The sequence below is a fragment of the Actomonas aquatica genome, from assembly GCF_019679435.2.
GTDB classification, from domain to species: domain Bacteria; phylum Verrucomicrobiota; class Verrucomicrobiia; order Opitutales; family Opitutaceae; genus Actomonas; species Actomonas aquatica.
Genome location: NZ_CP139781.1, coordinates 2020462 through 2045369, shown reverse-complemented (window position 1 = coordinate 2045369; position 24908 = coordinate 2020462). Strand labels below are relative to the sequence as shown.

The 24908-nt window shown below is 65.2% G+C and carries 21 protein-coding genes; 14 read left to right on the top strand and 7 right to left on the bottom strand.

Annotated elements, in window-relative coordinates; all coding sequences use genetic code 11:
- The first annotated feature begins 301 nt into the window (after positions 1-301).
- The 13 genes from K1X11_RS07865 (at position 302) to K1X11_RS07805 (ending at position 14004) form a co-directional block, all read left to right on the top strand.
- Positions 302-1258 carry an NAD-dependent epimerase/dehydratase family protein gene (locus tag K1X11_RS07865; protein WP_221029988.1) on the top strand — a complete coding sequence of 319 codons (957 nt, stop codon included), beginning with the start codon at positions 302-304 and terminating at the stop codon, positions 1256-1258.
- Positions 1259-2329, top strand: a complete 1071-nt coding sequence (locus tag K1X11_RS07860; protein ID WP_221029989.1) for a thiamine pyrophosphate-dependent dehydrogenase E1 component subunit alpha — start codon at positions 1259-1261, stop codon at positions 2327-2329.
- Between the two features lie 26 nt (positions 2330-2355).
- Positions 2356-3420, top strand: coding sequence for an alpha-ketoacid dehydrogenase subunit beta (locus K1X11_RS07855; RefSeq protein ID WP_221029990.1), 1065 nt, complete (start codon positions 2356-2358; stop codon positions 3418-3420).
- 16 nt (positions 3421-3436) lie between these two features.
- Complete coding sequence (locus K1X11_RS07850) at positions 3437-4129, top strand: class I SAM-dependent methyltransferase (RefSeq protein ID WP_221029991.1); 693 nt, start codon at positions 3437-3439, stop codon at positions 4127-4129.
- Between the two features lie 121 nt (positions 4130-4250).
- Entirely contained in the window at positions 4251-5294 is a 1044-nt protein-coding gene (locus K1X11_RS07845) for a zinc-binding dehydrogenase (protein WP_221029992.1), read from the top strand.
- Positions 5294-6202, top strand: a complete 909-nt coding sequence (locus tag K1X11_RS07840) for a hypothetical protein (protein ID WP_221029993.1) — start codon at positions 5294-5296, stop codon at positions 6200-6202. The genes K1X11_RS07845 and K1X11_RS07840 overlap by 1 nt, the downstream gene beginning before the upstream one ends.
- Positions 6203-6257: 55 nt before the next feature.
- Entirely contained in the window at positions 6258-7487 is a 1230-nt protein-coding gene (locus K1X11_RS07835) for a class I SAM-dependent methyltransferase (protein WP_221029994.1), read from the top strand.
- A 10-nt stretch (positions 7488-7497) separates the two neighbouring features.
- Positions 7498-8391 (top strand): acetaldehyde dehydrogenase (acetylating), encoded by an 894-nt coding sequence (locus tag K1X11_RS07830; RefSeq protein ID WP_221029995.1) that lies wholly within the window; start codon positions 7498-7500, stop codon positions 8389-8391.
- On the top strand, positions 8388-9410 hold the full coding sequence (gene dmpG, locus K1X11_RS07825) for a 4-hydroxy-2-oxovalerate aldolase (RefSeq protein ID WP_221029996.1): 1023 nt from the start codon (positions 8388-8390) through the stop codon (positions 9408-9410). The genes K1X11_RS07830 and dmpG overlap by 4 nt, the downstream gene beginning before the upstream one ends.
- Before the next feature lie 16 nt (positions 9411-9426).
- Positions 9427-10215, top strand: a complete 789-nt coding sequence (locus K1X11_RS07820; protein WP_221029997.1) for an SDR family NAD(P)-dependent oxidoreductase — start codon at positions 9427-9429, stop codon at positions 10213-10215.
- Positions 10216-10248: 33 nt separating this feature from the next.
- A complete protein-coding gene (locus K1X11_RS07815; protein WP_221029998.1) occupies positions 10249-12087 on the top strand; it encodes a thiamine pyrophosphate-binding protein in 1839 nt (612 codons plus the stop codon).
- A gap of 20 nt (positions 12088-12107) precedes the next feature.
- Positions 12108-12968: a glycosyltransferase family 2 protein gene (locus tag K1X11_RS07810; RefSeq protein ID WP_221029999.1), complete on the top strand. Its 861-nt coding sequence runs from the start codon at positions 12108-12110 to the stop codon at positions 12966-12968.
- Positions 12969-12996: 28 nt separating this feature from the next.
- Positions 12997-14004, top strand: coding sequence for an NAD-dependent epimerase/dehydratase family protein (locus tag K1X11_RS07805; RefSeq protein WP_221030000.1), 1008 nt, complete (start codon positions 12997-12999; stop codon positions 14002-14004).
- Here K1X11_RS07805 and K1X11_RS07800 read toward each other — a convergent pair whose 3' ends face one another.
- Together K1X11_RS07800 and K1X11_RS07795 are read right to left on the bottom strand one after the other, a co-directional pair.
- Positions 14005-14535, bottom strand: coding sequence for a D-glycero-alpha-D-manno-heptose-1,7-bisphosphate 7-phosphatase (locus tag K1X11_RS07800; RefSeq protein ID WP_221030001.1), 531 nt, complete (start codon positions 14533-14535; stop codon positions 14005-14007).
- Positions 14532-15707, bottom strand: a complete 1176-nt coding sequence (locus K1X11_RS07795; protein ID WP_221030002.1) for a glycosyltransferase family 4 protein — start codon at positions 15705-15707, stop codon at positions 14532-14534. Before K1X11_RS07795 ends, K1X11_RS07800 begins: the two co-directional genes overlap by 4 nt.
- 59 nt (positions 15708-15766) lie before the next feature.
- Here K1X11_RS07795 and K1X11_RS07790 point away from each other — a divergent pair, with 59 nt between their 5' ends.
- Complete coding sequence (locus K1X11_RS07790) at positions 15767-15919, top strand: hypothetical protein (protein WP_221030003.1); 153 nt, start codon at positions 15767-15769, stop codon at positions 15917-15919.
- Positions 15920-15933: 14 nt separating this feature from the next.
- Here K1X11_RS07790 and K1X11_RS07785 read toward each other — a convergent pair whose 3' ends face one another.
- The 5 genes from K1X11_RS07785 to K1X11_RS07765 form a co-directional block, all read right to left on the bottom strand.
- Positions 15934-17487: a PfkB family carbohydrate kinase gene (locus K1X11_RS07785; RefSeq protein ID WP_221030004.1), complete on the bottom strand. Its 1554-nt coding sequence runs from the start codon at positions 17485-17487 to the stop codon at positions 15934-15936.
- 245 nt (positions 17488-17732) lie between these two features.
- Positions 17733-18728, bottom strand: coding sequence for a GDP-mannose 4,6-dehydratase (locus tag K1X11_RS07780; RefSeq protein ID WP_221030005.1), 996 nt, complete (start codon positions 18726-18728; stop codon positions 17733-17735).
- A gap of 25 nt (positions 18729-18753) precedes the next feature.
- Complete coding sequence (locus K1X11_RS07775) at positions 18754-19371, bottom strand: SIS domain-containing protein (protein WP_221030006.1); 618 nt, start codon at positions 19369-19371, stop codon at positions 18754-18756.
- A 110-nt stretch (positions 19372-19481) separates the two neighbouring features.
- Positions 19482-21809 (bottom strand): tetratricopeptide repeat protein, encoded by a 2328-nt coding sequence (locus K1X11_RS07770; protein WP_324726138.1) that lies wholly within the window; start codon positions 21807-21809, stop codon positions 19482-19484.
- 1187 nt (positions 21810-22996) lie between these two features.
- The gene (locus tag K1X11_RS07765; RefSeq protein ID WP_221030008.1) at positions 22997-24907 is read right to left on the bottom strand and encodes an O-linked N-acetylglucosamine transferase, SPINDLY family protein; all 1911 of its coding nucleotides are present in this window, start codon (positions 24905-24907) and stop codon (positions 22997-22999) included.
- Between the last annotated feature and the right edge of the window lies 1 nt (position 24908).

The following is a 24908-nucleotide window of genomic DNA, read 5'->3' as shown; positions in this document are numbered from 1 at the left end:
AAATAAGAGCAGTTGTTCTGCCTTCATGTGGGTCGGGCTTTACGCCCGACTTCGTTGTTTAAGGACGACGACCCAGCCCTGTCCCGCGCCCCGCGCCCCGCCCGCTCTTCGTGGTTCTACGCACGCTCGGCACTTTTTTCCTGCGCCCCGTCTGGTTTCGGTCGGGGCGCTTTCGTGAGCGGAGAGTGGAAAATTGTAAGAGTTTTAAGCCAATGATAATCAGGCGGTAACGGGCGCAGAGGCGTTACTGGCATGCGGGCTGCAATCCATGGGCGCGAACCCAGAAACCACGACGATCTCCATGTCTAAATCACTCAACTTGCTTGTTACCGGAGGCTGCGGCTACGTCGGCACCCCGCTCACCCAATCGCTCCTTGCCCAAGGACACAAAGTCACGGTCGTCGACATCCAGTGGTTCGGCAATTACCTGCCGCCGCATCCCGACCTCACCGTCATCCGCGCGGACATTCGCGACATCGATGCGGTCCCGATGGAGGGCATCGACACCATCCTCCACCTCGCCAACGTCGCCAACGACCCCTGCGCCGATCTCGACTCCAAGCTCAACTGGGAGGTCAACGCCCTCGCCACCATGCGCCTGGTCGAGAAAGCCATCGCCCACGGCGTCGGCCAATTCATCTACGCCAGCTCCGGTTCGGTCTACGGCGTGAAGGAAGAGGAGCGCGTCACCGAGGAGCTCTCCCTCGTGCCGATCTCCGACTACAACAAAACCAAGATGGTCTCCGAGCGCGTGCTCCTCAGCTACGCCGATAAGATCTGCGTCAACATCGTGCGCCCCGCCACCGTCTGCGGTGTCTCGCCGCGCCAACGCCTCGATCTTTCGGTCAACATCCTGACCATGTCGGCCCTCACCAAGGGCGTCATCACCGTCTTCGGCGGCGACCAGACCCGCCCCAACATTCACCTGCGCGACATGATTCGCGTCTACCACCACTTCCTCGAGTGCGGTCGCGAGTTCACCGGCATCTACAACGCCGGCTTTGAAAACATCTCCATCCGCCAGATCGCCGAGATGGTCACTAAGCACGTGCCGGCTGAGATCGTCTGCACGCCGTCCAACGACCCGCGCTCCTATCGCCTCTGCTCCGACAAGCTCCTCGCCACCGGCTTCACGCCGTCGTTCTGCGTCGAGGACGCCATCCTCGAAGTCAAAGCCGCCTTCGAAGCCGGTCTGCTGCGCGACGAAGACAACAGCTACAACATCAAGACGATGAAGCGCCTCGCGGTCGCCGCCTGAGTGCCCCGCCACCTCGCCTCAGCCTCAGCCGCAGCCGCACTCGCCACCGCCACCGCCACGTCCACTGCCATGACGCCGATGACCCCCAGCATCCCGTCGGCCCAACTTGAGTTGGCCACCTCGCTGCTTCGTTCCATGGAGCGCATTCGCCTCGTTGAGGAAGCGATCGCCGATCGCTACTCCCGCCAACAGATGCGCTGCCCGGTGCACCTGTCCATCGGCCAGGAAGCTGCCGCCGCCGGCGTGTGCGCCGCGCTGCGCGCCGACGACCTCGCCATGAGCGGCCACCGCTCGCACGCGCACTACCTCGCCAAGGGCGGCAACCTCGACGCCATGATCGCCGAGATGCACGGCCGCGCCACCGGCTGCTGCGGCGGCCGCGGCGGTTCCATGCACCTCATCGATCGCGCCGCCGGTTTCCTCGGCGCCGTGCCCATCGTGGGCAGCACCATCCCGATCGCCACCGGTCTCGCCTTTGCCGACAAGCAACGCGGCATCCAGCGAGTGACCGTCGCCTTCCTCGGCGACGCCGCGACGGAAGAGGGCGTCTTTCACGAGAGCCTCAACTTCGCGCAGCTCCATCGCCTGCCCATCATCTACGCCTGCGAGAACAACCTCTACTCGGTCTATTCGCCCATGCGTGTCCGCCAACCGGATACACGCGCCATTCACCAGATCGCCGCCGGCCACGGCCTGCGCACGCTCCATGGTGACGGCAACGACGCCCTCGCCGTGCACGCCCTCGCCAGCGATGCCGCCGCCTCCGCGCGGGCAGGGGAGGGACCCGTCTTCCTCGAACTCGCCACCTACCGCTGGCGCGAGCACTGCGGCCCGGGTTGGGACAACCACATCGGTTACCGCACCGAAGAGGAATACCTCGCTTGGCGCGCCCTCGATCCCATCGCCCGCCTGCAAAAGCGCCTCACCGACGCGCACGCTTTCGACGCCACCGCCTACGCCACCGAGATCAAGGCCATCCAGGTTGAGATCGATCGGGCCTTTGCCGCCGCCGAAGCCGCGCCGTTCCCGGCCAACGCGTCCATGGCCGATCACGTTTACGCCGCCGCCTAATCCCGACCCGCCCTGCTTCCGCCATCATGACTCCGCCGCGCGAAATCTCCTACGCCGCCGCCATCCGCGAAGCCTTCGCCACCTGCCTGGCGCGCGATCCGTCGGTCGTCCTCATGGGGCTCGGCGTGTCCGATCCCAAGGGCTTCTTTGGCACCACCATCAACCTGCACCTCGAGTTTGGTGAGGACCGCGTGATGGACATGCCCTGTGCCGAAGCCGGCATGACCGGCGTCGCGCTCGGCGCGGCCGTCAACGGCATGCGCCCAGTCATCAATCACCAACGTCTCGACTTTGCGCTGCTCTCGATGGACCAGCTCTGCACCCAGGCCGCCAAGTGGCGCTACATGTTTGGGGGCAAGGAGCGCGTGCCGCTCGTCATGCGCGCCATCATCGGCCGCGGCTGGGGCCAGGGCCCGCAGCACTCGCAGTCGTTGCAATCCTGGTTCGCCCACATTCCCGGCCTCAAGGTCGTCATGCCCGCCACTCCGCACGATGCGAAGGGCATGCTCATCGCCGCCATTGAGGACGACGATCCGGTCGTCTTCCTCGAACACCGCTGGCTCCACCATCTCACCGGTCCGGTGCCCGAGGGCCACTACACCGTGCCGCTCGGTCCCACCCGCACCGCTCGCTCCGGCGACAAGGTCACCATCGCCGCCATGTCCTACATGGTGATCGAAGCCCTCGAAGCCGCCGACCGCCTCGCTGCCGAAGGCATCGAAGCCGAGGTGATCGACGTGCGCTGCCTGCGTCCGCTCGACCGCGAGAGCCTCATCCAATCCATCTGGCGCACCGGCCGACTCGTCGTCGCCGACGGTGCCTGGGCGTCCGCCGGCATGAGCGCCGAACTCATCGCGTCCATCAGCGAGTCCGCCTTCGGTGCGCTCAAGGCCGCGCCGAAACGCGTGTGCCTGCCCGACTGCCCGACGCCCACCAGCCCCTCGCTCGCCGCCGATTATTATCCGCGCGCCGGCCACATCGCCGCCGCCGTGCGTGAGGTGCTCGACCTGCCGCCCAACGACGCCGACCTCCTCGTGCCCGCCGGCGTCGAACTCGACAAACCCAACCCCGCCTTCACCGGCCCCTTCTAACCCCTTTCCTTTCATCATGAGTGACACCGCCACCCTTCCTCCGCCTGTGCGGATCGGCCGTGAGATTAACCTGCTCGACCGTCTCCCTCAGACCAAACGCAACCTGAAGGCCCGCGCCGAAGAAAAGACCGCCGAGGACCGCGCCATCGCGAAGCGCTTCGACTTCGATTTCTTCGACGGCGAGCGTCGCCACGGCTACGGTGGTTACCGCTACGACGGCCGTTGGCTGCCGGTGGCTGAGCGTTTGGTGGAGTTCTACAACCTCCCCGCCGATGCGCGCATCCTCGATGTCGGCGCCGCCAAGGGCTTTCTCATGCACGACTTCAAGCAGGTGCTGCCCCACTGCACCGTGCGCGGCATCGACGTCTCCACCTACGCCAAGCTCAACGCTCACGGCGGCATGGGTGAGTTCATCGACATCGGCTCCGGCGAGCAACTGCCCTACGCCGACGACAGCTTCGACTTCGTTGTATCCATAAACTCGATTCACAACCTCGCCCCCGCCGCCTGCGGTCGCGCCCTGGCCGAGATCGAGCGCGTGAGCCGCGGCGCGTCCTACATCACCGTCGATGCCTGGCACACCGAGGAAGAGCACCAGCGCCTCCTCTCCTGGATCCTCACCGCCGAGTCCTACTTCCACGTCGACGACTGGAAGAAGCTCTTCGAGCAGGTCGGCTACACCGGCGACTTCTTCTGGTTCATCCCCTGATTTTGGAAACCACGAAACACACAAAAGACACGAAAATGGAATACTCCGATCAAAGCACCGACCAGCTGGCTGAAGGCTTTCGTGTATTTCGTGTGTTTCGTGGTTCTCCCCGTTTCATCCCATGAAAACCCAGGCTGCCATTTTGGTGGAGCAACGTGCTCCGTTGGAGATCGACGAGATCGAACTGCCCGCGCTCGGCTACGGCCATGTGCTGGTCGAGGTGCGCGCGACGCGCATCTGTGGTTCGCAGATCGGTGAGATCGACGGCGCCAAAGGCCCCGACCGCTACCTGCCGCACCTGCTCGGCCACGAGGCCGGCGGCATCGTGCGTGAGGTTGGTCCCGAGGTCACGCAGGTGAAGCCCGGAGATCACGTCGTGCTGCACTGGCGTCCGGGCAAAGGCATCAACGCCAAGCCCGTCTCCTATCGCCGCGGCTCCCAGGTCATCAACGCCGGCAACATCACCACCTTCCAACAGTTCACCGTCGTCTCGGAGAATCGCCTCACGGTCATCCCCGAGAACGTCGACTTCGAAGTCGCCGCGCTGCTCGCCGACACCCTCACCACCGGCTTCGGCACCGTCACCCGCGAGGCCAAAGTGGAGATCGGGGAGTCGGTCCTCGTGATCGGCGCGGGTGGCATCGGCCTCGGCGCCATTCAGGCCGCCAGCCTCGCCGGGGCCTACCCGGTGATCGCCGCCGACCTGTTGCCCAACAAACTCGAAAAGGCGTCCCAGTTCGGCGCTACCCACACCGTCAACACCTCCAACTACGACCTCGTCGAAAGCGTGCGCAACCTGCTCGACGGCGAGGCGGTGGATGTCGTGATCGACGGCACCGGTCAACCCGCCGTGCTCGATCAAGCCTGGCAACTGCTCGGCCGCACCGGTCGTCTCGTGCTCATCGGCGTGATGCGCCACGACCGTCAGTTTTCGCTCAATACGCTGCCACTTCATTTCGGCAAGGTGCTCACCGGCACCGAAGGCGGGTCCAGCCGCCCGGCCGAAGACATCCCGCGTTACCTCCGCGCCATGCGCGGCGGACGCTTCGATCCGCGCGGCATGGTCACGCACCGCACCGCGCTCACCGACATCAACCAAGCCATCACTGCCATGCGCCAGGGCCAGGCCGTGCACACGATGGTGACCTTCCCCGCCGCCGCCTGATGTCTCGCCCCACGTCCAACGCTCAATCCACCGCCGCCGGCGCTGCGATCAGCTGGGATCTCACCCAGCGCACGCCGTCGCTGGCCGATGCCCTCCTGCTGCGCATGCGGGCGGAGCTGAACGCTTGGACCCACGGCACGACCAACGGCGACGACGTCTCCGCTTTGCGGGTAACCCTCCGCGGCACGTCCCCGCGTTGGCCGCAGGGCGAAATGTTGCTGCGCCGCGTCTTCGCGGCCTCCGGATTCGCGTTTCAAGTCGAAACCACCGCCGCGGAGAATCGCCCCGTGGCGCTACCGTTGCCCGCACCGGCCGCCGACGAAGCCACCGTTGATTTTGCGCCGCTCGCGGAGCTCAGCGCCGCCCGTCGCGTGACCCCGCGGCTACACTGGTCCGACACCGCTCGCCGCGACGCCCGGATGTTCCGCCGTCACTTCGCCGCGCGACTCTACGCCGTGCATGTGCCGCGGGCGGTTTTTGCCCAGGCCGATGATCCCTTATCGCTCGTGTCCCAATGGATGGAGTTCTTCGCCCGCCATGCCCGCCCGGGAGAATGTGAATTTCTGGTGCTGGGCGACGACCCAGTGGAGTTCTGCTGGCGTCTCGGCGCCGGGGCCTACCGCGCCGCCGATCTCGGCATGGATACGATGACGCAACTCGCGCTCCTCGAAACCGTCCAGGGTTACCTCGGTTACAGCTCGGGCGTGTCCTGTGCCGCTCACTTCAGCGATGTGCCGCAGGTCGTATTTGATGCCGCCGCCGCCCCGGCCGCCTTGCCCTTTGCCACGACCAACCAGGTCCGCCGCCCGCATCCGGCCTCCGCGGCCGACCTCGCCGCCGCGTTCCAATTCCTGTCCGCCGCCCCGAGCACTGTCACCCCGCTCCCCGCGCTCAGCGCCGCCGCCTGAGGCGTCACCACTTTAACACTACACCCGATCCTCAACCTTCACCGCCGCACCGCCGATGCCCACCACGCTTACCCAACCCCGCGCCGAGAAAGTCGCCACTCACCAACGCACCTGCTGCTCTGCCTGCGGTTGCAACGCCCTGGAAGAGGTGCTCGACCTGCCGCGCCTGCCGCTGACCGGAATCTTCGTCTCGCCGCAAACCCGCGCCGATTATCCGGAGTTTGACCAAGCGCTGCTGCGCTGCACCGCCTGCGGTCACGGTCAGCTGCGCGACTCGGTCGATCCGATCTACCTTTATCAGGACACCTACACGCACCGCTCTTCGCTCAGCCCGATCTCGACCCGCGGTAACGATTTCTTCCATCGCTTCATCGAAGACGTGGCGGGCGACCGTCACTTCGAGTCCGTCGCCGAAGTGGGCTGCAACGACCTCTACCTGCTCAAGAAACTGCAGTCCCGCGCCACCCACCTGACCGGCTTTGATCCGATCTGGAAAGACCATCAGCCCGCCGAAGCCGGCGAGATCCGCGTGTTCGGCAAATACGTCGAGGAGATCACCGCCGAGGACCTGCCGGAACGTCCCGATCTCGTGGTTTCGGTGCACACCCTCGAGCACGTCGACAACCCCTTGGAGTCGCTCCGCCCGATCTACGCCCATGCCCGTCCGGGAGCGTTGTTCATGATCGAGATTCCGAGCCTCGACACGCTGCTCACGATCAACCGCTTCGATCAGGTGTTTCACCAGCACCTCAACTACTTCTCGCTGGCCTCCGCCCAACGCATGGTCGAGTGCCTCGGCGGCGAATACCTCGATCACCGTTTTAATTACGGCTATTGGCTCGGCACCATGATGGTGGCCTTCCGCAAGCCGGCCGACGGCGCCAAAGCCTCCACTATCACCCGCGCCCCGGTTGCGTCCGCCGCCGACATTCGCGCTCAATACGCTCGTTACCGTCGCCAGATGAGTGACCTCACCGCGCAGCTCCGTCACCACCTCGATCGCGGCGTGCCCGCGGTGGGCTTCGGCGCCGCACAGATGGTGCCTACGCTGGCCTACCACATGGGCACCGACCTCAGCGAGCTGCAGGCCATCGTCGACGACAACCCCGACAAGAACGGCCGCACCTGGCCGAGCATCGGCACCACCATCGCCTCCAGTGCCGAGTTCAACGATCTCTCCGGCCACGCCGTGCTGCTCACCGCGCTCGACAGCGCCCGCGTGCTCATCCCGCACCTCATCCAGAAAAACGCCCGCTACCTGCTGGTGCCCAACAACCCGTTCTGAGCCTCCGCCCATGTCGCCCAAACTCAAAGTCGCCATCCTCGGCAGTGGCCGCATCGGATTGGACCTGCTCATCAAGGTCCGCCGTTCGCCGGTGCTGGAGTGCGCCTTGTTCATCGGCCGCAATCCCGCCAGCCCGCAACTGGCCAAGGCGCGTGAACTCGGTGTGCGGGTGTCGGCCGACGGTATCGATGCGATCATGCGTGAGCCGTCCGTATGCGACGTGGTCTTTGACGCGACCTCGGCCGCCGATCACCAGCGGCACTGGCCGCTGCTGCGCCAGCTCGGCAAACGCGTCATCGACATGACGCCTTCCAATCTTGGCGCGATGTTTGTGCCCGCCGTCGATCCGCACGGCGCCGAACTCGCCCAGAACATCAACATGGTGAGCTGCGGCGGCCAGGCCTCCATTCCCATGGCGCACGCCCTCGCGGCGGTGTTACCAGATATTGAATACATCGAGGCGGTTTCCTCGATCGCGTCCCTCAGCGCCGGCCCGGCCACTCGCGCCAATCTCGACGAATACATCGAGACCACCGAGCGCGGTCTGCAGCGCTTCTCCGGCTGCGCGCGCACCAAAGCCATTCTCATTCTCAACCCGGCCAATCCGCCCATCCACATGCAGACGACCGTGAGCGCCAAAGTGGCCTCCGCCGATCTCGATCGGGTGCGCGCCAGTGTCGACGCCATGGTCACGCGCATTCGCGCCTACGTGCCGGGTTACGAACTCATCGTCCCGCCGGTTTACGAACAAAACCGCGTGGTCGTCATGGTGCGGGTCGCCGGTCGCGGTGACTCGTTGCCCACCTACGCCGGCAATCTCGACATCATCAACTGCGCCGCCATCGCCGCCGCCGAACGCATCCCGGCCGGCGAGGTGCCTACCCCGGAGCTCGTCGCCGCATGACCTCGATTCTCGTCAGTGATCCCACCTTGCGCGACGGCAACCATGCGGTCGCGCACCAGCTCACCGAAGCCCAGATCGCGGCCTACTGTCGCGCCGCCGATGCCGCCGGCATCCCGGTGGTGGAGGTCGGCCACGGCAACGGTCTCGCCGCGTCCTCGCTGCAGCTCGGTCTGGCCCGCGTCTCCGATGCCGACATGATCCGCGTGGCGCGCGCCAACCTGCAACGCTCCCGCCTCGGTGTGTTTGTGATCGCCGGTTTCGGCACCATCAAACGCGACCTCGGTCCGGCCATCGATCTCGGAGCCGAGGTCGTGCGCGTGGGTTCCCATTGCACGGAAGCCGACACCACGCTGCGTCATCTGACCTATGCCCGTGAACGCGGTTGCGCGGCCTACGGCAACCTCATGATGAGCCACATGGCCGAGCCGGAAACGCTGCGCGAGGAGGCCCGCAAGATGGCCGATGCCGGCGCCCAAGGCGTCGTGCTCATGGACTCCGCCGGCGCGCTGCTACCCGATGAGGTGCGTCGCCGCATCGATGTCATGGTCCAAGGTCTCGACATCGCGGTCGGTTTTCACGCGCACAACAATCTCGGCATGGCGGTCGCCAATTCCGTCGCCGCTCTCGAAGTCGGTGCGACCATCGTCGATGGCACGGCCCGCGGTTTTGGCGCCGGCGCCGGCAACACCCAACTCGAGGTGCTGGTCGGCGTGCTGCACAAGCTCGGTTATGAAACCGGGATCGATCTCTACAAGGTGCTCGAGTTGTCCGATCTCGCCGAGGAGCAGATCCTCGAAACGGTGCCCGTCGTGCGTTCGGGCAGCATCGTGAGTGGCATGGCCGGCGTGGTGTCGACCTTTGCCAAACCCGCCGCCCGCATTTCCCGCCAATTTGGCGTCGATGCGCGCGATCTCTTTTTCGAACTGGGCCGCCGCAAAGTCGTGGCGGGTCAGGAAGACATCATCATCGAAGTCGCCAAAGAACTGGCGGCCAAAGCGGCCGAGGAGGTCGCTGCTTAACCACGGAACCCCAGCCATGGATCTAGGAATCAAAGGAAAGAAAGCCGTCATCACCGGCGGAGCCACCGGCATCGGTGCCGCCATCTGCGCCGAACTCGCCCGCGAGGGCGTGAGTGTTGCCTTCACCACCCGCAAACCCGACGACGCGGCCGCCGCGTTGGCGGCGCTCGGCGGCAAGGAAGCCGGGCACTACGCCATCGTCATCGACATCGCCGAAGAGGGCGGCCCGCAGCGCATGGCCGATGAGTTGCGCGCCAACTGGGGCGTGCCCGACATCGTGATCAACAACGTCGGCGACACGCTCGGCGTGACCGATCCGCTGTGCCCGATCACCGACTGGCGCCGGATTTTCCGCCTCAACCTCGAGGTGCACATCGAAACCAACAACTGCTTCATCCCGTCGATGAAGGAGAAGGGCTGGGGGCGTATCGTGAACATCTCCGCCGGGGCCTCGATGGAGAACAGCGGCCCGGTGCCGTATTGCGCGATCAAGGCCGCCTACACCGCCTACACCCGCTCCATGGGCCGCGTGCTCGCCACCGATGGCATTGTCATGTCGGCCGTTTTGCCGGGCGTCGTTTTCACCGAACGCGGCCACTGGGCCACCGTGATGGAAGAGCGTCCCGAGCACGCCGAAAAATACCTCGAGGAGCGCACCGTGCTGAAGCGTTTTGGCCGCACCGATGAGATCAGCCCGATGGTCGCGCTGCTCTGCTCGCAACAGGCTTCGTTCTGCGTGGGCTCCATCGTCCCGGTCGAGGGTGGCCAGGCTCGTCACTACTTTCACTTCAACGGGGTGGGCTGACCCGCCGCCGCTACCAACTTTCGTTGCTTCGTCATGAAACTCACCGACTACCTCGCTGAAACCCTCGCCGACCATGGGGTGAAGAACGTCTTCGGCCTCACCGGCGGTGCCGTCGTGCACCTGTTTGATTCGGCGGCCCAGACCGGGCGCATCGAGCCGATCTTTCATCACCACGAACAGGCGGCCGCCTTTGCCGCGCAGGCCAATGCCCGCGTCACCGAAGGCCTCGGAGTGTGTTTCGTGACGACGGGTCCGGGCGTGACCAATGCCATCACCGGCCTCGCTGCCGCATGGCTCGATTCGGTGCCCTGTCTTTTTGTGTCCGGCCAGACCCGCGTGGCGCACACCACCCGCCACAAGCGTATCCGCCAGTTGGGCACGCAGGAGCTGGATGTGATTCCGCTGGTCGAGAGCATGACCAAGTCGGCCGTCATGGTCGAAAAGGCCGAAGATTTTCCCTACGAACTCGGTCGCGCGCTGCACCTCGCCACCACCGGCCGTCCCGGTCCGGTGTGGATCGACCTGCCGCTCGACCTGCAATGGGCCGACATCGATCCGGCGACCTGCCGCCACTACGATCCGGCCGACGATGCCACCACGGCCGACCTCGTGCTGGAGCCGACGCACGAGTCGATCGACACCATTGCCTCCTGGATCGCTCAGGCCGAACGTCCGCTCCTGCTCGCCGGCTATGGCGTCGTGCGCAGCGGAGCCCGCGACAAATTCGCGCGCTTGGTCGAGGAGACCCAACTCCCGTTCGTTACCACCTGGGGCGCCATCGATGTGATGCCCAGCGGCCACCCGCTCAACCTCGGTCGACCGGGTGTGGCGGGTCAGCGGGGCGCCAATCTGGCGGTGCAAAACTGCGACCTGCTCATCGCGGTGGGTTCCCATCTGAACATCCCGGTGACCGGCACGATGTTTCACGCCTTTGCCCGCACCGCGAAGATCGTGGTGGTGGATATCGATCCCGATGAACTCGCGGAGCGCACGGTCCCGGTGCACCTGCCGGTGCAGGCCGATGCCGGACGCTTTCTTGACCGGCTGTCGGCCCGCGCGCCGTTTCAGGCGCCGGCGGCGCGCAGCGCCTGGATGGCGGCGTGTGAGCGTTACCGCGACTACCTGCAGCCGCCAGCCGCGACGACCGGGGAGATCAGCCCCTACGATTATGTGCGCACCCTGTCGGACCTGAGTGCCGACGATGACCTCGTGGTCGTCGATGGCGGTGGCACCAATGTTTACACCTCCTTCCAGACCTTTGAGCTGAAAGGCCGGCAACGCATGTATCTGTCGACCGCCTTGTGCTCGATGGGCTCCGGGTTTCCGGAGAGCATCGGCATCTGCATCGGCGGGGAACGTCGTCGCACCATCTGCCTGTGTGGTGATGGCAGCGCCCAGCTCAACATCCAGGAGCTGCAGACGATTCTGCATCACCAGCTGCCGATCAAAATCTTCATCTCCGACAACCGCGGCTACATGTCGATCCGCCACACGCAGAGCGAGTTTCTCGGCGCGCGTTACACCGGCTCGCAAGCGTCCGGTGGGGTGAGTCTGCCCGACTACACCAAGGTCGCGGCGGCCTATGGTTTGCCCGTCTTTGAAATCACCGAGCGAGGTGAGCTGAGCGACGGTCTGGCCGCGGCGCTGGCCGCGCCGGGACCGAGTCTCTGCGTCGTGCACACGGCGCCGAATCAGGAGATCACGCCCCGCCAGGGCTTCCGCCAGCGCGAAGACGGCACCTTTGCCGCGCGTCCCTTGGAAGACATGGCCCCACTGCTGGAGCGCCGTGAGTTTGCCGAGGCGATGATGATTCCCGCCTGGGATGAAATCGCCGCGCCGCGCCCGGTCGCACCCGCTTCGACATCCGCCTGACCCTTTTCCTTTTTTCGACCATGTCCCGTCCGCCGCTCCTCTCCGTCTGCTTCGCCAGTTACAACTATGGTCGCTACCTGCGCCAGTGCCTCAACGGCATGCTCATGCAGACCTTTCGTGACTTCGAAATCGTGGTCACCGAAGACGGCTCGACGGATGAGAGCCGCGACATCCTGCGCGAATACGAAAAGAAGGACTCGCGCATCAAGGTGAACTACTTCCCGGAAAACCGCGGCGTGATGCCGGCCGCCCAGGACATGTTGTCGCGGGTGCGCGGCAAGTATCTCTATTGCACGGCGGCCGACGACTTCGTGGCCAACAAGGAGTTTTTCCAACGCGCCGTGACGGCGCTGGAGCGCGACGAACGCCCGGCCGGGTTTTACGGCATCTGCGGCATCTTCACCGACGAGTTGAACAAGATCACCGGAGGCATGGGCACGGCCGAAACCGTCGGCTACAACACCCCGCGCCAATGCTGCGAAGGTTTCCTCAAGTGCCGCTCCGTGGTCACCTCCCCCAGTGCGATCTTCCGCACCGACTGGTGGCTGGGTCAGGGTGGGAGCGACATTGCCGGCATGCTGGGGACGCTCGGCTCTCATGCTGACTATTATCTCAACCACGCATTGGCGTTCAAACACGGCATGTTTTTCGACAAGACCTTCTTTGCCTGTCAGCGCGTTTACGAGAAGCGCACGAACTACAGTGCAGTGGTTGATCTTTGGAAGATTTTGGATGGATACGCCGAACTGGAGAAGCAGTTGCGCCCTCACTGCGTGGAGTATCCGGAGCAGGATCGCGATTGGCTGCATTGGCGCGCATATTGGGCGCAAGATGCGGTCAATAAGAGTGGCCACCTTTACCAACAAGGCATGGCGGCCTAATTCCGCCGCCGCGTGAGCCTCGCCCGTCATGATCGCAAGCTTACCATCAACTGATACGGTGTTGGTGACCGGCTGTGCTGGTTTCATCGGCAGCCATGTTGTGGAGGAGTTGCTGCGGTCGCATAACGCGGTGGTGGGGGTGGACAATTTCAGCACGGGTCGCATGGAAAACCTGGCGAACGTGATCGAAGACTCGCGTTTTAGTATCCAGCGCACCGACCTCACCGACACGGTCGCATTTCGGCGCGTGCTGGAGCAGGTGCGGCCTTCCGCCATTATTCATTTGGCGGCCCTCGTTTCCGTGCCGCAGGCAGACCGGGATCCGGATTACAATTTTCGGATCAATATCGAGGCCACCCATGTGTTGGCCGAGACCGCCGCGAAGCTGGGCGTGCGGCGGATTGTGATGGCTTCGTCGGCGGCAGTGTATGGTGACGCGCATCAAGGCGCATTGCACGAGGATCTCATGCCGTGTCCCTTGGGTCGATACGGCGCGGCCAAGCTGATCTCCGAGCAGATATTGGCGGTGGCCGCGCGGGTGGGTGGTGCGAGCGCAAGCTGCCTACGCTTCTTCAATGTATTCGGTCCGCGGCAGGATCCGTCGTCGCCCTATTCCGGCGTGCTGTCGAAGTTCGTCGATCTGGGACGCCAAGGTAAGGCGCTGACGATATTTGGGGATGGTGAGCAAACTCGCGATTTTGTTGCAGTGCGGGATGTGGCGAGGGCCTGCGTTGCTGCCGCCTTGGAGAGTGAAGCGCGGGTGGAAATAGCCAATGTTTGCACCGGGGCGGAGGTTTCACTGAACAGCATCGCGACTATGATTCAGCGTCTGGTGCCCGATCTCCCTGCACCGGTGTATTTGCCCGCCCGTGAAAACGACATCAAACGCTCATGCGGCAATCCGGATCGGGCGCGAACCTGGTGGGGTTTCGAGGCAAAGGCTCCGGAGAAAGCCTTGCAGGATTTTCTGGTCGGGGCGTTGGGAAGCTCTGGCTCACCGAACTGGTGCGATAGGTTGCACAAAGACGCCGCCTGATCAGGCCCGTCCGTCGCAGTGCGCTCGGGCGAAGTCCAGCAGGGTCGAAAACTTGGCGGTGTCGCCCGGCACGTCGTTGGGCAGACAACCTCCAAGGAAGACGCTTCGGATTCCGGCGTTGATTCCGCAAAGCACATCAGATGACCGGTCGCCAATCATCCAGCATGCCTCGCGATCGAGGTCGAACGCATCAACGCACTCGTTGATGAATTGAGGGTTGGGTTTTCGGTAGCGTGAAGGTTGATCGGGCGCTTCGGGAGCAATGCCGGTTGCGGAAAACCAAGACGCTTCGATCTCCAGCAACTCAAACATACGAGCGTTGCAACGGTGCACATCTTCGAGCGGGAAGTAGCCGCGCCCCACACCACTTTGGTTGGTGAGGATGAAAAGGAGATAGCCCGCTTCACGCAGCAAGCGGATGGCTTCAAAGACGCCGGGCAGCAGCTGGACCTCGGCGGGATCGTGCAGGTAGTGCGTATCGACGATCAGGGTTCCGTCGCGATCAAGGAAGATGGCTTTGGCGGTTTTCAAACTGCTGCGGGAGAGGACGAAATGCGTTCCACCTCCGTCAACACGCGATCGATCATGCCTTCAATTTGAAATTCGGTCAACGCGCGCTGATGCGCGGCTTCGATCAAGGTCTGACGTTTGGCAGGATGGCTCTCCAAGTCGTGCCAGGCTTGGGTGAGCCCGATCACAACCTCCTTCGGGTGCGTGTTCGGATCGGGCAACAGGATGCCGGTGTCGGCGAGTTCTTCAGCCACGCCGCCGACGTTGGTGCTGATGACCGGAACCTTTTTGGCCATAGCCTCCATAATGCAAATGGGCATGCCTTCGCTGAGCGAAGTCAGGGTGAATATATCGGATGCATCGAGCCAACCCGGGATGTCGGACTGCCTCCCAACCAGCTTGATACGGTCACCCAATCGTTTCTGGCCGATCTCCCGATTGAAGGCGGACAAGCTTTCCCCATCGCCGGCCCAAACACAGACGATCTTCGAACGAGGGTTTTGTTGCCGCAGCAACTCGAGCGCACGGATCTGGAAGAGGAACCCTTTCATCGGGTCGAGACGGGACGCGGTGAAACTGACGATGGCATCCTCGTCGATACGATAGCGCTGTCGGAGTTCTCGGCGTTTTACGGCATTTGGCGGCGCGAAGAATGAGGCTGTCGCTCCGGGGTAAATGACGAGCCCGCGATCAGCGGCCAGTCCGAAATGAGCGCGCAACAGGCGGAGGTTCTCGGTCGAAACCGTGATAACGTTCGTAGCACCGGCCATTTGGCTGCCCACCACCGGAAGGCATTGGGCGAAACGTTCAGCGAGGTAGGGTGCCGCGTTGTGATTGATCGTGAGATACGGCAGGTGGGCTGAAATCGCTACGTGCTTGGCGGCGATGTTCGATACCGCGCAGCAGTCTGAGAATAGCACCACATCCGGCTTCGCAGTTTGAAACAGACGCGTGGCGGTTTCGGTATCGGTGATCGTCCGCACAAACTCGGCGCTTGTGTCATACGGAATCCAGTGATGACCGATGCCGGCGGCCTTCTGTTCTTGGAAAGCGGCACCCGCGCTACGGGTTTGCAACATCGTAACCTCAAACCCGCGTTGGCGTGCGCCCATGGCCACCTGGTGGTTGTAGGCGGCGACGCCGCCGCGGTCGGGATCGTCAGTGAAGATGGCCAGATGGGGCGAAGTTGGCATTGCGGATGTGTTTAACTGGCGGTCGGTTGGGTCGATACGGGAAGAGCACCATTACGCTCATGTCCGAACATCTTTACCCGCTGCAGCTCGACCTCATGGATCTCACCGACCGTTTCGGTCCGCCTGTCACCGACGTCGAGACGTCCGCGACCAGCGGCGCGATCGAAACGATGACGGTGAACGAGCAGGAAGGGCATGAGGCGGCGGCCTGAGGCGGGAGGGCGGTTCAGACGGTGAGCATCGATTGGCCGGCTTTGAGGAAGCGGCCCTTGTTGATGGGCTCGGTATTGCCCACGACCTTGACGGCCTGGGCGCCGGCGAGCTGACCCATGAAGGTGGCCACCGGTAGGGGCACACCGGATACGGCGGCAAGGGAGGCGACGGCGCAGAAGGCGTCACCGGCGCCGACGGTGTCGACGGGCGAGCGCTCGAAGGGCACGCAGCGGGTGAGTTCCTTGCGGCAGTTGCGACCGAGGGTTTCGGTGGCGCCGCGGGTGAGCCAGGCGTAGCGGCTCTGGAAGGTCTTCGCGAGATCGGTGAGGGCTTCGCCGTAGTTGAGGTCGCGGTTGCCGGCGGCGAGGTGAATCTCGGTCTGGTCGAGGGTGAAGGCGTCGGCGCGGCGGTAGCGGCGGTTGATGACGTTGAAGCCGTGGTTGGCGCTGTTGGTCTGGCAGTTGACCACGAGGAAATTGGCGCGGCGCTGCACGAGGTCGCGCACCTTGTCCTCCATGAGGCCGTGGCCGAAATCCATCACGATGACGAGGTCGGCTTCGTCGACTTCGCTGGTGATGCGGGAGAGCAGGGCCTTCTGCACGTCGGGGGCCGGAGCCTCCTTGTTGAGATAGTTGATCGAGAAGAGCTTGTTCACGCCCTTGCCTTCGCCCTTCGACTCGACGAAGCGCTGCTTCACCACGGTGGTGAAGGACTTGGCGCGCACGACGGCGTCTTCGCCGGGCTGGAGGTATTGGGCGAGGGTGTCGTTGAGCCAGGACTCGGTGCCGGTGAGGCCGATGAGTTTTACCTGCGAGGTGAACTCGCGCAGGTGGCGCAGCACGGCGAGGGAGCCGCCGGCCTGCAGGCTCTCTTCGACGTAGCGGCCGGAGAGGATGCGGTCCTTGGCGGTGAGGCCCTGGACTTCGACGGTGGTGTATTTGTCGAAAATGATGTCGCCGATGACGAGGACCTTGAGCTTGGCAAAACTCTCGACGGTGCGGCGGAACTCGGCCGGCGGGCACTCGGCGGCGACGAGTTGGCAGAACTCCTGCACCTCGGGTGCGTAGGGCGAGAAGTGGCGGTTGAGCAGCTTGGTGGAGCTGTGCACGACCGATCCGACGTAGCGCATCTGACCGCCGCAACGGCGCACGGTGGAGACGTCGTCGGCGATGTTGCCAGTGACGTCGTTGGCCTGGTCGGCGTATTCGGTGCCCTTGCAATAGTAGTGCGGGCGGACGGCCTCGATGGCTTCGACGGCGGCGGGGAAAGGAATGATGACCACGTAGTCGACGCAGGCGAGGGCGGCCAGCCAGCGGGTGCGCATGGCGTCGTCGAAGAAGGGGCGACCGGGGCCTTTGTTGACAAACTTCTCGGCGGTAAGGGTCACGACGAGGATGTCGCCGAGCGCGCGGGCTTCCTCGAAGTGCACGATGTGGCCGGGGTGCACGAGGTCGAAGGTGCCGTGGCACTGCACGATGCGCTGTCCGGCGTGACGGAGCTTGGCGAAGTGGCCGGCGGCGTCGTCGAAGGCGATGATCTTGGAGTCGGCGGAGGTGAGGACCTTCATGGCGGAACGGGCGGTGAATCTGGACGAGTGCTTCGAGAACGGAGCGTATTACGAGGAGTGAGGAGGGGCGAAAGAGGCCGGGGAGTTTGTCACGTAATACGTGACAGTGTGTGAAAGAGGGGCGGCGGTAGGACGGTGGTAGTTGTCACGTAATACGTGACAGTTGGCGGGAAGAGGTTCGGGCTAAGGTGGCGTTGGGCGCAGGGATGGTTTGGGCGACGGAAGGCCATGCGGAACGGGCGGTCTTAGGCTTTGTGGATGTAGTTAAATTCCTGAGACGAGATCTCCTCGAACTGGTCGTTGATCCAGGCGATGGTCTGGCGCACGCCGTCCTCGAGACTCACGGTCGGCTCCCAGCCGAGGGTCGTGCGCACCTTGGTCGAATCGAGCAGGTAGGCGGCGTCTTTGCCGGGGCGGTCTTCGGTGACGTTGACGACGGTGTTGAAGTCGGCGCCCATTTCGCGGCAGACGAGTTCAACGAGTTCGCGGATCGAGACGAAACGATCGGTCGAAAGGTGGTAACACTCGCCGGCGGGCGCGCGCAGCGCGATGGCGAGGGTGGCGGCGGCGACGTCGTCGATGTGAATGAAGGAACGCACGCTGTGGCCACCGCCGTGCAGTTGGAGTTGGTGGCCCAGTTTGATGAAGAGGGCGGTGCGGGGCAGGATGCGGTAGAGTTGTTGGCCGGGGCCGTAGACGTTGGCGGCGCGGGTCCAGACGACGGGGAATTTGTGCTGCGCGAGGAAGGTGCGCAGGTGCAGGTCGCAGGCGGCGCGGGAGGCGGCGTAGGGGGTCGACGGATTGAAGGGCGCGGTCTCGTCGATGGACCCGGAGGTGCTGCCGTAAACTTCGGGGGTGCCGATGTGCACGTATTTTTCCAACCAGTCGGCATGGCGCAGGCGGTCGTGCAGGGCGACCTGACCCATGACGTTGGTGCGATACCAATCGAGCGGTTGCTCCCAACTTTGGGCGACCATGCCCTGAGCGGCGAAGTTGACCACGGCGGCGGGTTTAAAGCCGTCGAGCGCGGTCATGGCGGTGTCGAGGTCGTGGTTGAGATCGGCCTGGGTGAAGTGCCAACGGGCCTGGGCGTCGGGGTCGAGCCAACGGTAGGGCAGGAAGCAGCGCGCGGGCTCGGCGGAGCGGCTCAGGCCGAGCACCTCGTGGCCCTCGCGGAGGCAATGAGCGGCGAAGGAAGCGCCGGAAAAGGAGTTGCTGCCGATGATCGCGATCTTGGCCATGACGGACGGAAACGAAGGGGTGGGGTTAGCGGGCGATTTGGTTGAGGTGTTGGGCGACCATGTGACCGACGATGGTCTGCAGGTCTTCGGCGATCTGCATGTCGTTGACGGCGAAGTGCAGGGCGTGGTCGGCCAGCTCGCGGGTGGCGCCGCCGTCGAAACCGAGGATAGCCCAGGTATCGAGTCCGCGTTGTTTGGCGGTGGTGATGGCCTTGACGATGTTGGGCGAGTTGCCGGAGCCGGAGAAGGCGATGAGCAGGTCGCCGGGCTGGGACAGGGTCGAGAGCTGGTGGGCGAAGATGTTGTCGTAACCCACGTCGTTGCCGAGGCAGGTCATGACGGCGGGGTTGGCCGAAAGGGCGTGGGCGCGAATGCCGCCGCGCTTGGTGGAGGTGAGCCCGAGCATGAGGTCGTTGGCCATGTGGGCGGCGTTGGTCGCGCTGCCGCCGTTGCCGCAGAGGAACACCTGCCGCTGGCTGAGCCACGCCTGCATGAGCGCCTCGGCGAGCGGCTCGACCAGATACCACGCCGGGGAGTCAAAACTCTGCCGCATGACCTCATGGTAGCGGGTGACGAAAAACGGCAACGGACCGGAGGAAGCGGCGGTGGCGGAGCGGGAGTCAGTGAGCGTTTGCGGAGGCATTGGTGCGAATAAGTATAAAGTGGGAAGTATGAAGTAAGAAGTGGGAGGCAGTGGAGAGGCAGAGGAGGTCGAGTGACTTCTTACTTCGGACTTCTCACTTCTTACTTGGCTCAGGCTGCCGCGAGGCGCGGGTCTTCGGGGGCGAGTTGGCGGGCGACGTTGCGGGCTTCTTCGGCGATGTCGGTGGAACCGGCGGCGTCGGCGAGGTCGGCCATCATGATCCAGCCTTCGAGGTTGCCGGCATCGAGGCGCAGGCTGGCTTCGAGGGCGGCGAGGGCCTGGGCGGTGTCACCGCTGGCGTGGAGCGCGCGGGCGACGTCGAACCAGATGGTCGCGTCCTCTTCGGCGCCTTGCAGGCTGGAGAGGAAGTAAGTGGTGGCGCGGTCGGCACGGTGCGTTTCCAGCAGGGCGCGGGCGTGAGCGCGGCGAGCCTCAGGGTGGTTGGGTCGCACGGCGAGGATGGCGCGGGTGGCGGTGAGCACACCTTCGAAGTCGTAGATCTCGGCGGCGGACTTGGCTTCGGCGAGGAGGGCGGCGACGTCGATGTCGCGGTCGACTTGGATGACGCGGTCGGCCTGCTTGGTGAAGGGGCGGACACCTTGGGTGGCGAGGTCGTCGTAGGCCTGTTCCATGAGCGCGCCGAAGGCGTCGGAGGCGGCCAACGGATCGAGGAAGAGCGGGGCGCCGTGCATGGCGTTTTGGATGCGCTGCGCGGTGGTCGCGCGGTGCGCGGGATCGGTGGCGAGTTGCCAGACGATCTGGAGGTAGCTCGCTTCGTCGGTGGCGATGAACTCGGGCAGCTCGAGCTGACGCAGGAGGGCGCCGGCCATGCGGGAGCGGAAGGTTTCGCCGTCCCAGGCGACGACCGGCAGGCCGAGCTCGAGGGGATCGACGAGGGAGTTGACGCCGGAGAAGGGGAAGGTGTCCAAGTAGATGTCGCCGAGGGCGAGCAGCTGCTTCACGTCGGTGCGGGACGGGAAGAACGTATCCGAAATCGTGAGACGGTCGGCAGTCACGCCGTGGGCGGCGAGCACGGCGTCGAACTCGGCGCGGAAACGCTCCATCGGGTAGGAGGACGACCAGTTGGGATTGAAGGGGTGGACGAGCAGGTGCGCGGTCGGGTGGGCGGTGAGGAGCTTGGCCCAGGTGTGCTGAATCTCGGGGACCAGTTTGTAGTAGTTGGCCGCGGAGACGAAGAGCAGGGCATCATCGGCGATGCCGTAGTCGGCGCGCGTCGGAGAAGTGGTCGGTTCCTCGGCGTCGGCCTCGTAGTTGAAGGCGTGAGCCGGGCCGGGGAGGAGCGCGAGGCGCTCGGAGAATTGGCGGGCGGCGTCGGTGATTTCGGTGAGATCGCCGGACACGTAGACGTCGACCTCGGGCAGGCCGGAGGTGATGCAGGAGGAGTTGTTGACCACCTGGAGCGGCGCCATGCGGTGGGTGGCGAGGCGGGTGACTTCGTTGACGACGGCGGTGACGTTGGTGCCGAAGACGAGCACGTCGACGGCGGCGAGGCGGATGGTTTCGACCTGAGCGGGCACGTCGTCGGCGGGCAGCACGTGGAACTCGGTGGCACGGCTGCGGCAATGGTTCTCCAGCGTGGAGCCGTTCTCGTGCAGGCTGAAGAGCACGAGTTCGTAGCGCTCGGGATCGAGGTGCTCGAAGGTGGGCAGCGTGGTGTAGGTCTCGGTCTGGGAACCGAAGTGGCGGTTCACAAAACCGATGCGCAGCGGACGGCCGTAGCGCTCGAAGGCCTCGGGGCGGATTGTGCCGGCGGGATCGGTGTTGAAGGCGCGCTGGAGGATGCGGCCACGGGCTTCGGCGTGGCGGCGCAGGTCGCCGGCGCTGAAGTAGAGCGGGATGCTGTTGCTGGTCGCGAGGTAGGCCTGAGTGGCGGCGCGCACGGCGGCGGAGCCCCAGTTGCGTTCGACCCACTTGGCGAGGGATTCGAGGCGAGGGAGTTGGGCGTCGGCGTAACGTTGGGCGTCACCGAGTTGGGTAAAGCTTTGGACGGGCAGGAGGGACCAGCGGGCGAAGAGGCCCCAGAGGTCGTTGGGCACATCGTCGAAACTGGGGGCGGCGTCCCAGCGCCAGGCGGCGGTGAGCAGCATGCCGGCGAGGAGTTGGTTCCACTGGCGCGGATGGAGCTCGGCGAGGAGGGCGGTCTCGGCAGGTTCGGGAGCGAGATCGAGCAGACCGGAGGCGCAGAGGGCGGTGACGGCAGACCGGGCGGCGGTGGCAAGAGGGGACTGCAGCTCGGTGGGGGCAAGCTCGGCGACGGCCTGCGCCAGTTCGAGGCGGGCGGCGCGGAACGCGGAAAGGGCGGCGGAGTCGGTGGGGGCAGCGATGGCGGCCTCAAGCGCAGCCGTGAAGTGGTCGGCAACGGAGGACGTCGAGGAGGGCGCGCGGGTGGCCTGGGGAGCGGTGGCGGCGACGGGCATGGTCATGGTCCGTCGGGTTATGCAATCCGGGTGCCATAGTTCGGAGGCGTCGCGTAAGGTGTTGCGGGATAAGTGAAAGAAAATGAAAGGAGTTGAAGGGCGACGCGGGAAGGGTAGGTAGGAGGGGACGGTGAGGTGGAAGCGGCAGGATTTGCCCGGGGGGGCGGAGGGGGTGGCGAAGCAGAGGCGGAGAGGAGGCGATAGGGAGGCGGAGAGGAAGCGAAGAGACAGGGCTGCCACTCGCTCACGATCGTAGCCACGGGAGACCGCGAAATGTAAAAGTGTCACCTAATGGGTGACACGTGAGGCCGGGGAATGGTGGCCGGTCCGACGTGAGCGGCCGACACGGCCGCTGCTACATCCAGCTTGAGATTGTAGCCGCGGGCGTGTCGCCCGCGTTGCGGTGGAGTGGCCTTTGCGGTCTCTGCGTCCTTTGCGGCCTTTGCGTTAAAAACACTCTGCCGCTCGGTCTCGGTATCCGGCGATGGCGGCGAAGAGGCAGGGCTGCCACTCGCTCACGCTCGTAGCCACGGGAGACCGCGAAATGTAAAAGTGTCACCTAATGGGTGACACGTGGGGCGAGGAATGGTGGCCGGTCCGACGTGAGCGTCCGAGACGGCCGCTGCTACATCCAGCCGGAGAGTGTAGCCGCGGGCGTGTCGCCCGCGTTGCGGTGGAAGGGCCTTTGCGATCTCTGCGGCCTTTGCGGTCTTTGCGTTAAAAACGCTCTGCCACTCGGTCTCGGTATCAGGGGATGGTTGCGGAGGGGCAGGGCTGCCACTCGCTCACGCTCGTAGCCACGGGAGACCGCGAAATGTAAAAGTGTCACCTAATGGGTGACACGTGAGGCCGGGGAATGGTGGCCGGTCCGACGTGAGCGGCCGAGACGGCCGCTGCTACATCCAGCTTGAGATTGTAGCCGCGGGCGTGTCGCCCGCGTTGCGGTGGAGTGGCCTTTGCGATCTGCTTTGCGGTCTTTGCGTTAAAAACGCTCTGCCACTCGGTCTCGGTATCAGGGGATGGTTGCGGAGGGGCAGGGCTAACGCGGCCGGGACGTCCGCGTCCACCTGGGTTTCCGAGGTGGACGCCGGCCTCCGGACGGCGTCGAGGGCGGCGGGCGGGGGGCAGGCTTAGCGCGAGCGAGCTCGCGGCCTACGTCGCGGTTGTGGGCGTTCCGCGCGGTTCCCTTAGGCGGCTTGGGTGGTGCCGGGGGGCGCGGGGAGTTGGTGGGTGGTGCGCCAGCAGGTTTGCAGCGCTTGGCCAAATTTGGCGGCTTGGCTGCGATGATCCATGAGCGCGCTGGCTTGCAGCTCGCCGCGCAGTTGGACGCTGGTGCTCGCCAGGGCGGCGCGGTCACGCACGAGGTCAGTGGCGATGCGCAGGTAGTCCGACTCGTCGGTGGCGATCCATTCGGGGTGGCCGAGGGCGTGGAGGAGGGAGACGCCGACGCGGTTGGCGTGGCGGTCGCCGGCGAGGGTCACCACGGGGCGGCCCATCCAGAGCGCTTCGCAGGTGGTGGTGGTGCCGTGGTAGGGCAAGGGGTCGAGCGCGATGTCGATCTCGCGGTAGAGGTCGAGGTGGCTGGTGGAGTCGGGCGTGCGGCCGAGCAGGCGGAGGCGTTCTACGTTGATGCCGTGGGCGGCAAAGCGGGCGCGAACCTGGCGGGCGAGGTCAAGTTGCTCCAAACCGGCGCTCTTGAGGACGAGGCGGCTGCCGGGGACTTGGTCGAGCAGGCGGGCCCAGAGCGCGACGGTGGCGTCGCTGACTTTGGTGAGCGCGTTGAAGGAGCCAAAGGTGGGCGTGCGGTCGGGTGCGGTCGTGACGGGCGGCGGCGAGACGGCCGGGCTGGCGGGGGGCGGGGCGTAGGCCCAGAGGGTGTCGGCGAAGCGCAGGAGGGTTTCGCTGGCGCGGGCATCGACTGCGGGGGGGGCGGGGTCGGTGTGGGCGTCGACGAGCCGGTAATCCATGGCGCGAAGGCCGGTGGTGTTGGGGTAACCGAGGTAGGAAATCTGGACGGGGGCGACGCGTTGGGCGAAGACGCCGAGCCGGTTGATGCCGGTGTGACCGGCGAGGTCGATGGCGAGGTCGAGACGGGCGGCGCGCAGGCGGGCGACGACGGTGACGTCGGGCTGGCCGTGGAGGTTTTCCCAATGGTCGGCGAGGCCGCGGAGTTGTTGGGAGATGTCGTCTTCGATGGCGTGGTCGTGGAAGAGGCAGACCTCAAACTGGTCGCGGTCGAGGTGCTGGAGCAGGGGCAGCATGAACCACGCGACGGAGTGGCGGCGAAAGTCCTGCGAGACGAAACCGATGCGCAGGCGGGTCGGCGGTGTGGCGAACGGGGCGGGTTGGAGGGCGGCGGTGATGCGGTCCTCGAGCGGCGCGAGTTGGTCGCCGTAGGCGCGGTGTTCGGCGGCGAGTTGCTCGGCGCTGACGTCGTCGAGGTAGTGCAGGGTGAGCAGGCGGCCGCTGCGGGCTTCGAGGTCCTGCGGGTTGCGGGCGAGGGCGGCGCCGAAGGCTTCGGCGGCGGCGGGCAGGTCGTAGGTCTGCTGGAGGAGGAGGCCGCGGGCGGTGTGGGCTTTGGCCAATGCGGGATCGAGCGCGAGGGCGCGATCGAGGGCGTGGCGGGCGGCGTCGAAGTCGCCGGTGTAGGTGAGGGTGATGCCGAGGTTGCACCACGGTTGCGGCCAATCGGGTTTGGCCTGCGTGGCGGCGCGAAAGTGCGGCACGGCGTCGGCGTGGCCGGTGGTGGCGAGAGCGAGGGCGCCGAGGCGGTCGTGGGCATCGGCGTGGGCCGGATCGAGGGAAACGGTGTGGCGATAGGCCTCGATGGCGGCGGGAAGTTGGCCGAGGGCCTGAAGGGCGAGGCCGTGGCGAAAGGCGCACTGCGCGTCGCGGGGGTTGAGCTGGCGGGCGCGGGTCAGGAAGTCGGCGGCGAGGCGCGGGTTATCGCGTTGCAGCTCGAGCGTGCCGGAGAGGTGCCAAACGTCGAAGGACGTGGCGGCGATGCGACGCAGTTGGGCGTAGTCGCGGGCGGCGGCGGCGAGTTGGCCGGCGCGGTGAGCCGTGAAGGCGCGCTGAAGGAGTTGGTTCGGATTCATC

Bases quoted from the DNA above. Each gene is read 5' to 3' on its own strand.
- K1X11_RS07865 (WP_221029988.1), top strand. From the start codon at position 302: ATGTCTAAATCACTCAACTTGCTTGTTACCGGAGGCTGCGGCTACGTC.
- K1X11_RS07855 (WP_221029990.1), top strand. From the start codon at position 2,356: ATGACTCCGCCGCGCGAAATCTCCTACGCCGCCGCCATCCGCGAAGCC.
- K1X11_RS07850 (WP_221029991.1), top strand. From the start codon at position 3,437: ATGAGTGACACCGCCACCCTTCCTCCGCCTGTGCGGATCGGCCGTGAG.
- K1X11_RS07845 (WP_221029992.1), top strand. From the start codon at position 4,251: ATGAAAACCCAGGCTGCCATTTTGGTGGAGCAACGTGCTCCGTTGGAG.
- K1X11_RS07840 (WP_221029993.1), top strand. From the start codon at position 5,294: ATGTCTCGCCCCACGTCCAACGCTCAATCCACCGCCGCCGGCGCTGCG.
- K1X11_RS07835 (WP_221029994.1), top strand. From the start codon at position 6,258: ATGCCCACCACGCTTACCCAACCCCGCGCCGAGAAAGTCGCCACTCAC.
- K1X11_RS07830 (WP_221029995.1), top strand. From the start codon at position 7,498: ATGTCGCCCAAACTCAAAGTCGCCATCCTCGGCAGTGGCCGCATCGGA.
- dmpG (WP_221029996.1), top strand. From the start codon at position 8,388: ATGACCTCGATTCTCGTCAGTGATCCCACCTTGCGCGACGGCAACCAT.
- K1X11_RS07820 (WP_221029997.1), top strand. From the start codon at position 9,427: ATGGATCTAGGAATCAAAGGAAAGAAAGCCGTCATCACCGGCGGAGCC.
- K1X11_RS07815 (WP_221029998.1), top strand. From the start codon at position 10,249: ATGAAACTCACCGACTACCTCGCTGAAACCCTCGCCGACCATGGGGTG.
- K1X11_RS07810 (WP_221029999.1), top strand. From the start codon at position 12,108: ATGTCCCGTCCGCCGCTCCTCTCCGTCTGCTTCGCCAGTTACAACTAT.
- K1X11_RS07805 (WP_221030000.1), top strand. From the start codon at position 12,997: ATGATCGCAAGCTTACCATCAACTGATACGGTGTTGGTGACCGGCTGT.
- K1X11_RS07795 (WP_221030002.1), bottom strand. From the start codon at position 15,707: ATGCCAACTTCGCCCCATCTGGCCATCTTCACTGACGATCCCGACCGC.
- K1X11_RS07790 (WP_221030003.1), top strand. From the start codon at position 15,767: ATGTCCGAACATCTTTACCCGCTGCAGCTCGACCTCATGGATCTCACC.
- K1X11_RS07785 (WP_221030004.1), bottom strand. From the start codon at position 17,487: ATGAAGGTCCTCACCTCCGCCGACTCCAAGATCATCGCCTTCGACGAC.
- K1X11_RS07780 (WP_221030005.1), bottom strand. From the start codon at position 18,728: ATGGCCAAGATCGCGATCATCGGCAGCAACTCCTTTTCCGGCGCTTCC.
- K1X11_RS07775 (WP_221030006.1), bottom strand. From the start codon at position 19,371: ATGCCTCCGCAAACGCTCACTGACTCCCGCTCCGCCACCGCCGCTTCC.
- K1X11_RS07770 (WP_324726138.1), bottom strand. From the start codon at position 21,809: ATGCCCGTCGCCGCCACCGCTCCCCAGGCCACCCGCGCGCCCTCCTCG.
- K1X11_RS07765 (WP_221030008.1), bottom strand. From the start codon at position 24,907: ATGAATCCGAACCAACTCCTTCAGCGCGCCTTCACGGCTCACCGCGCC.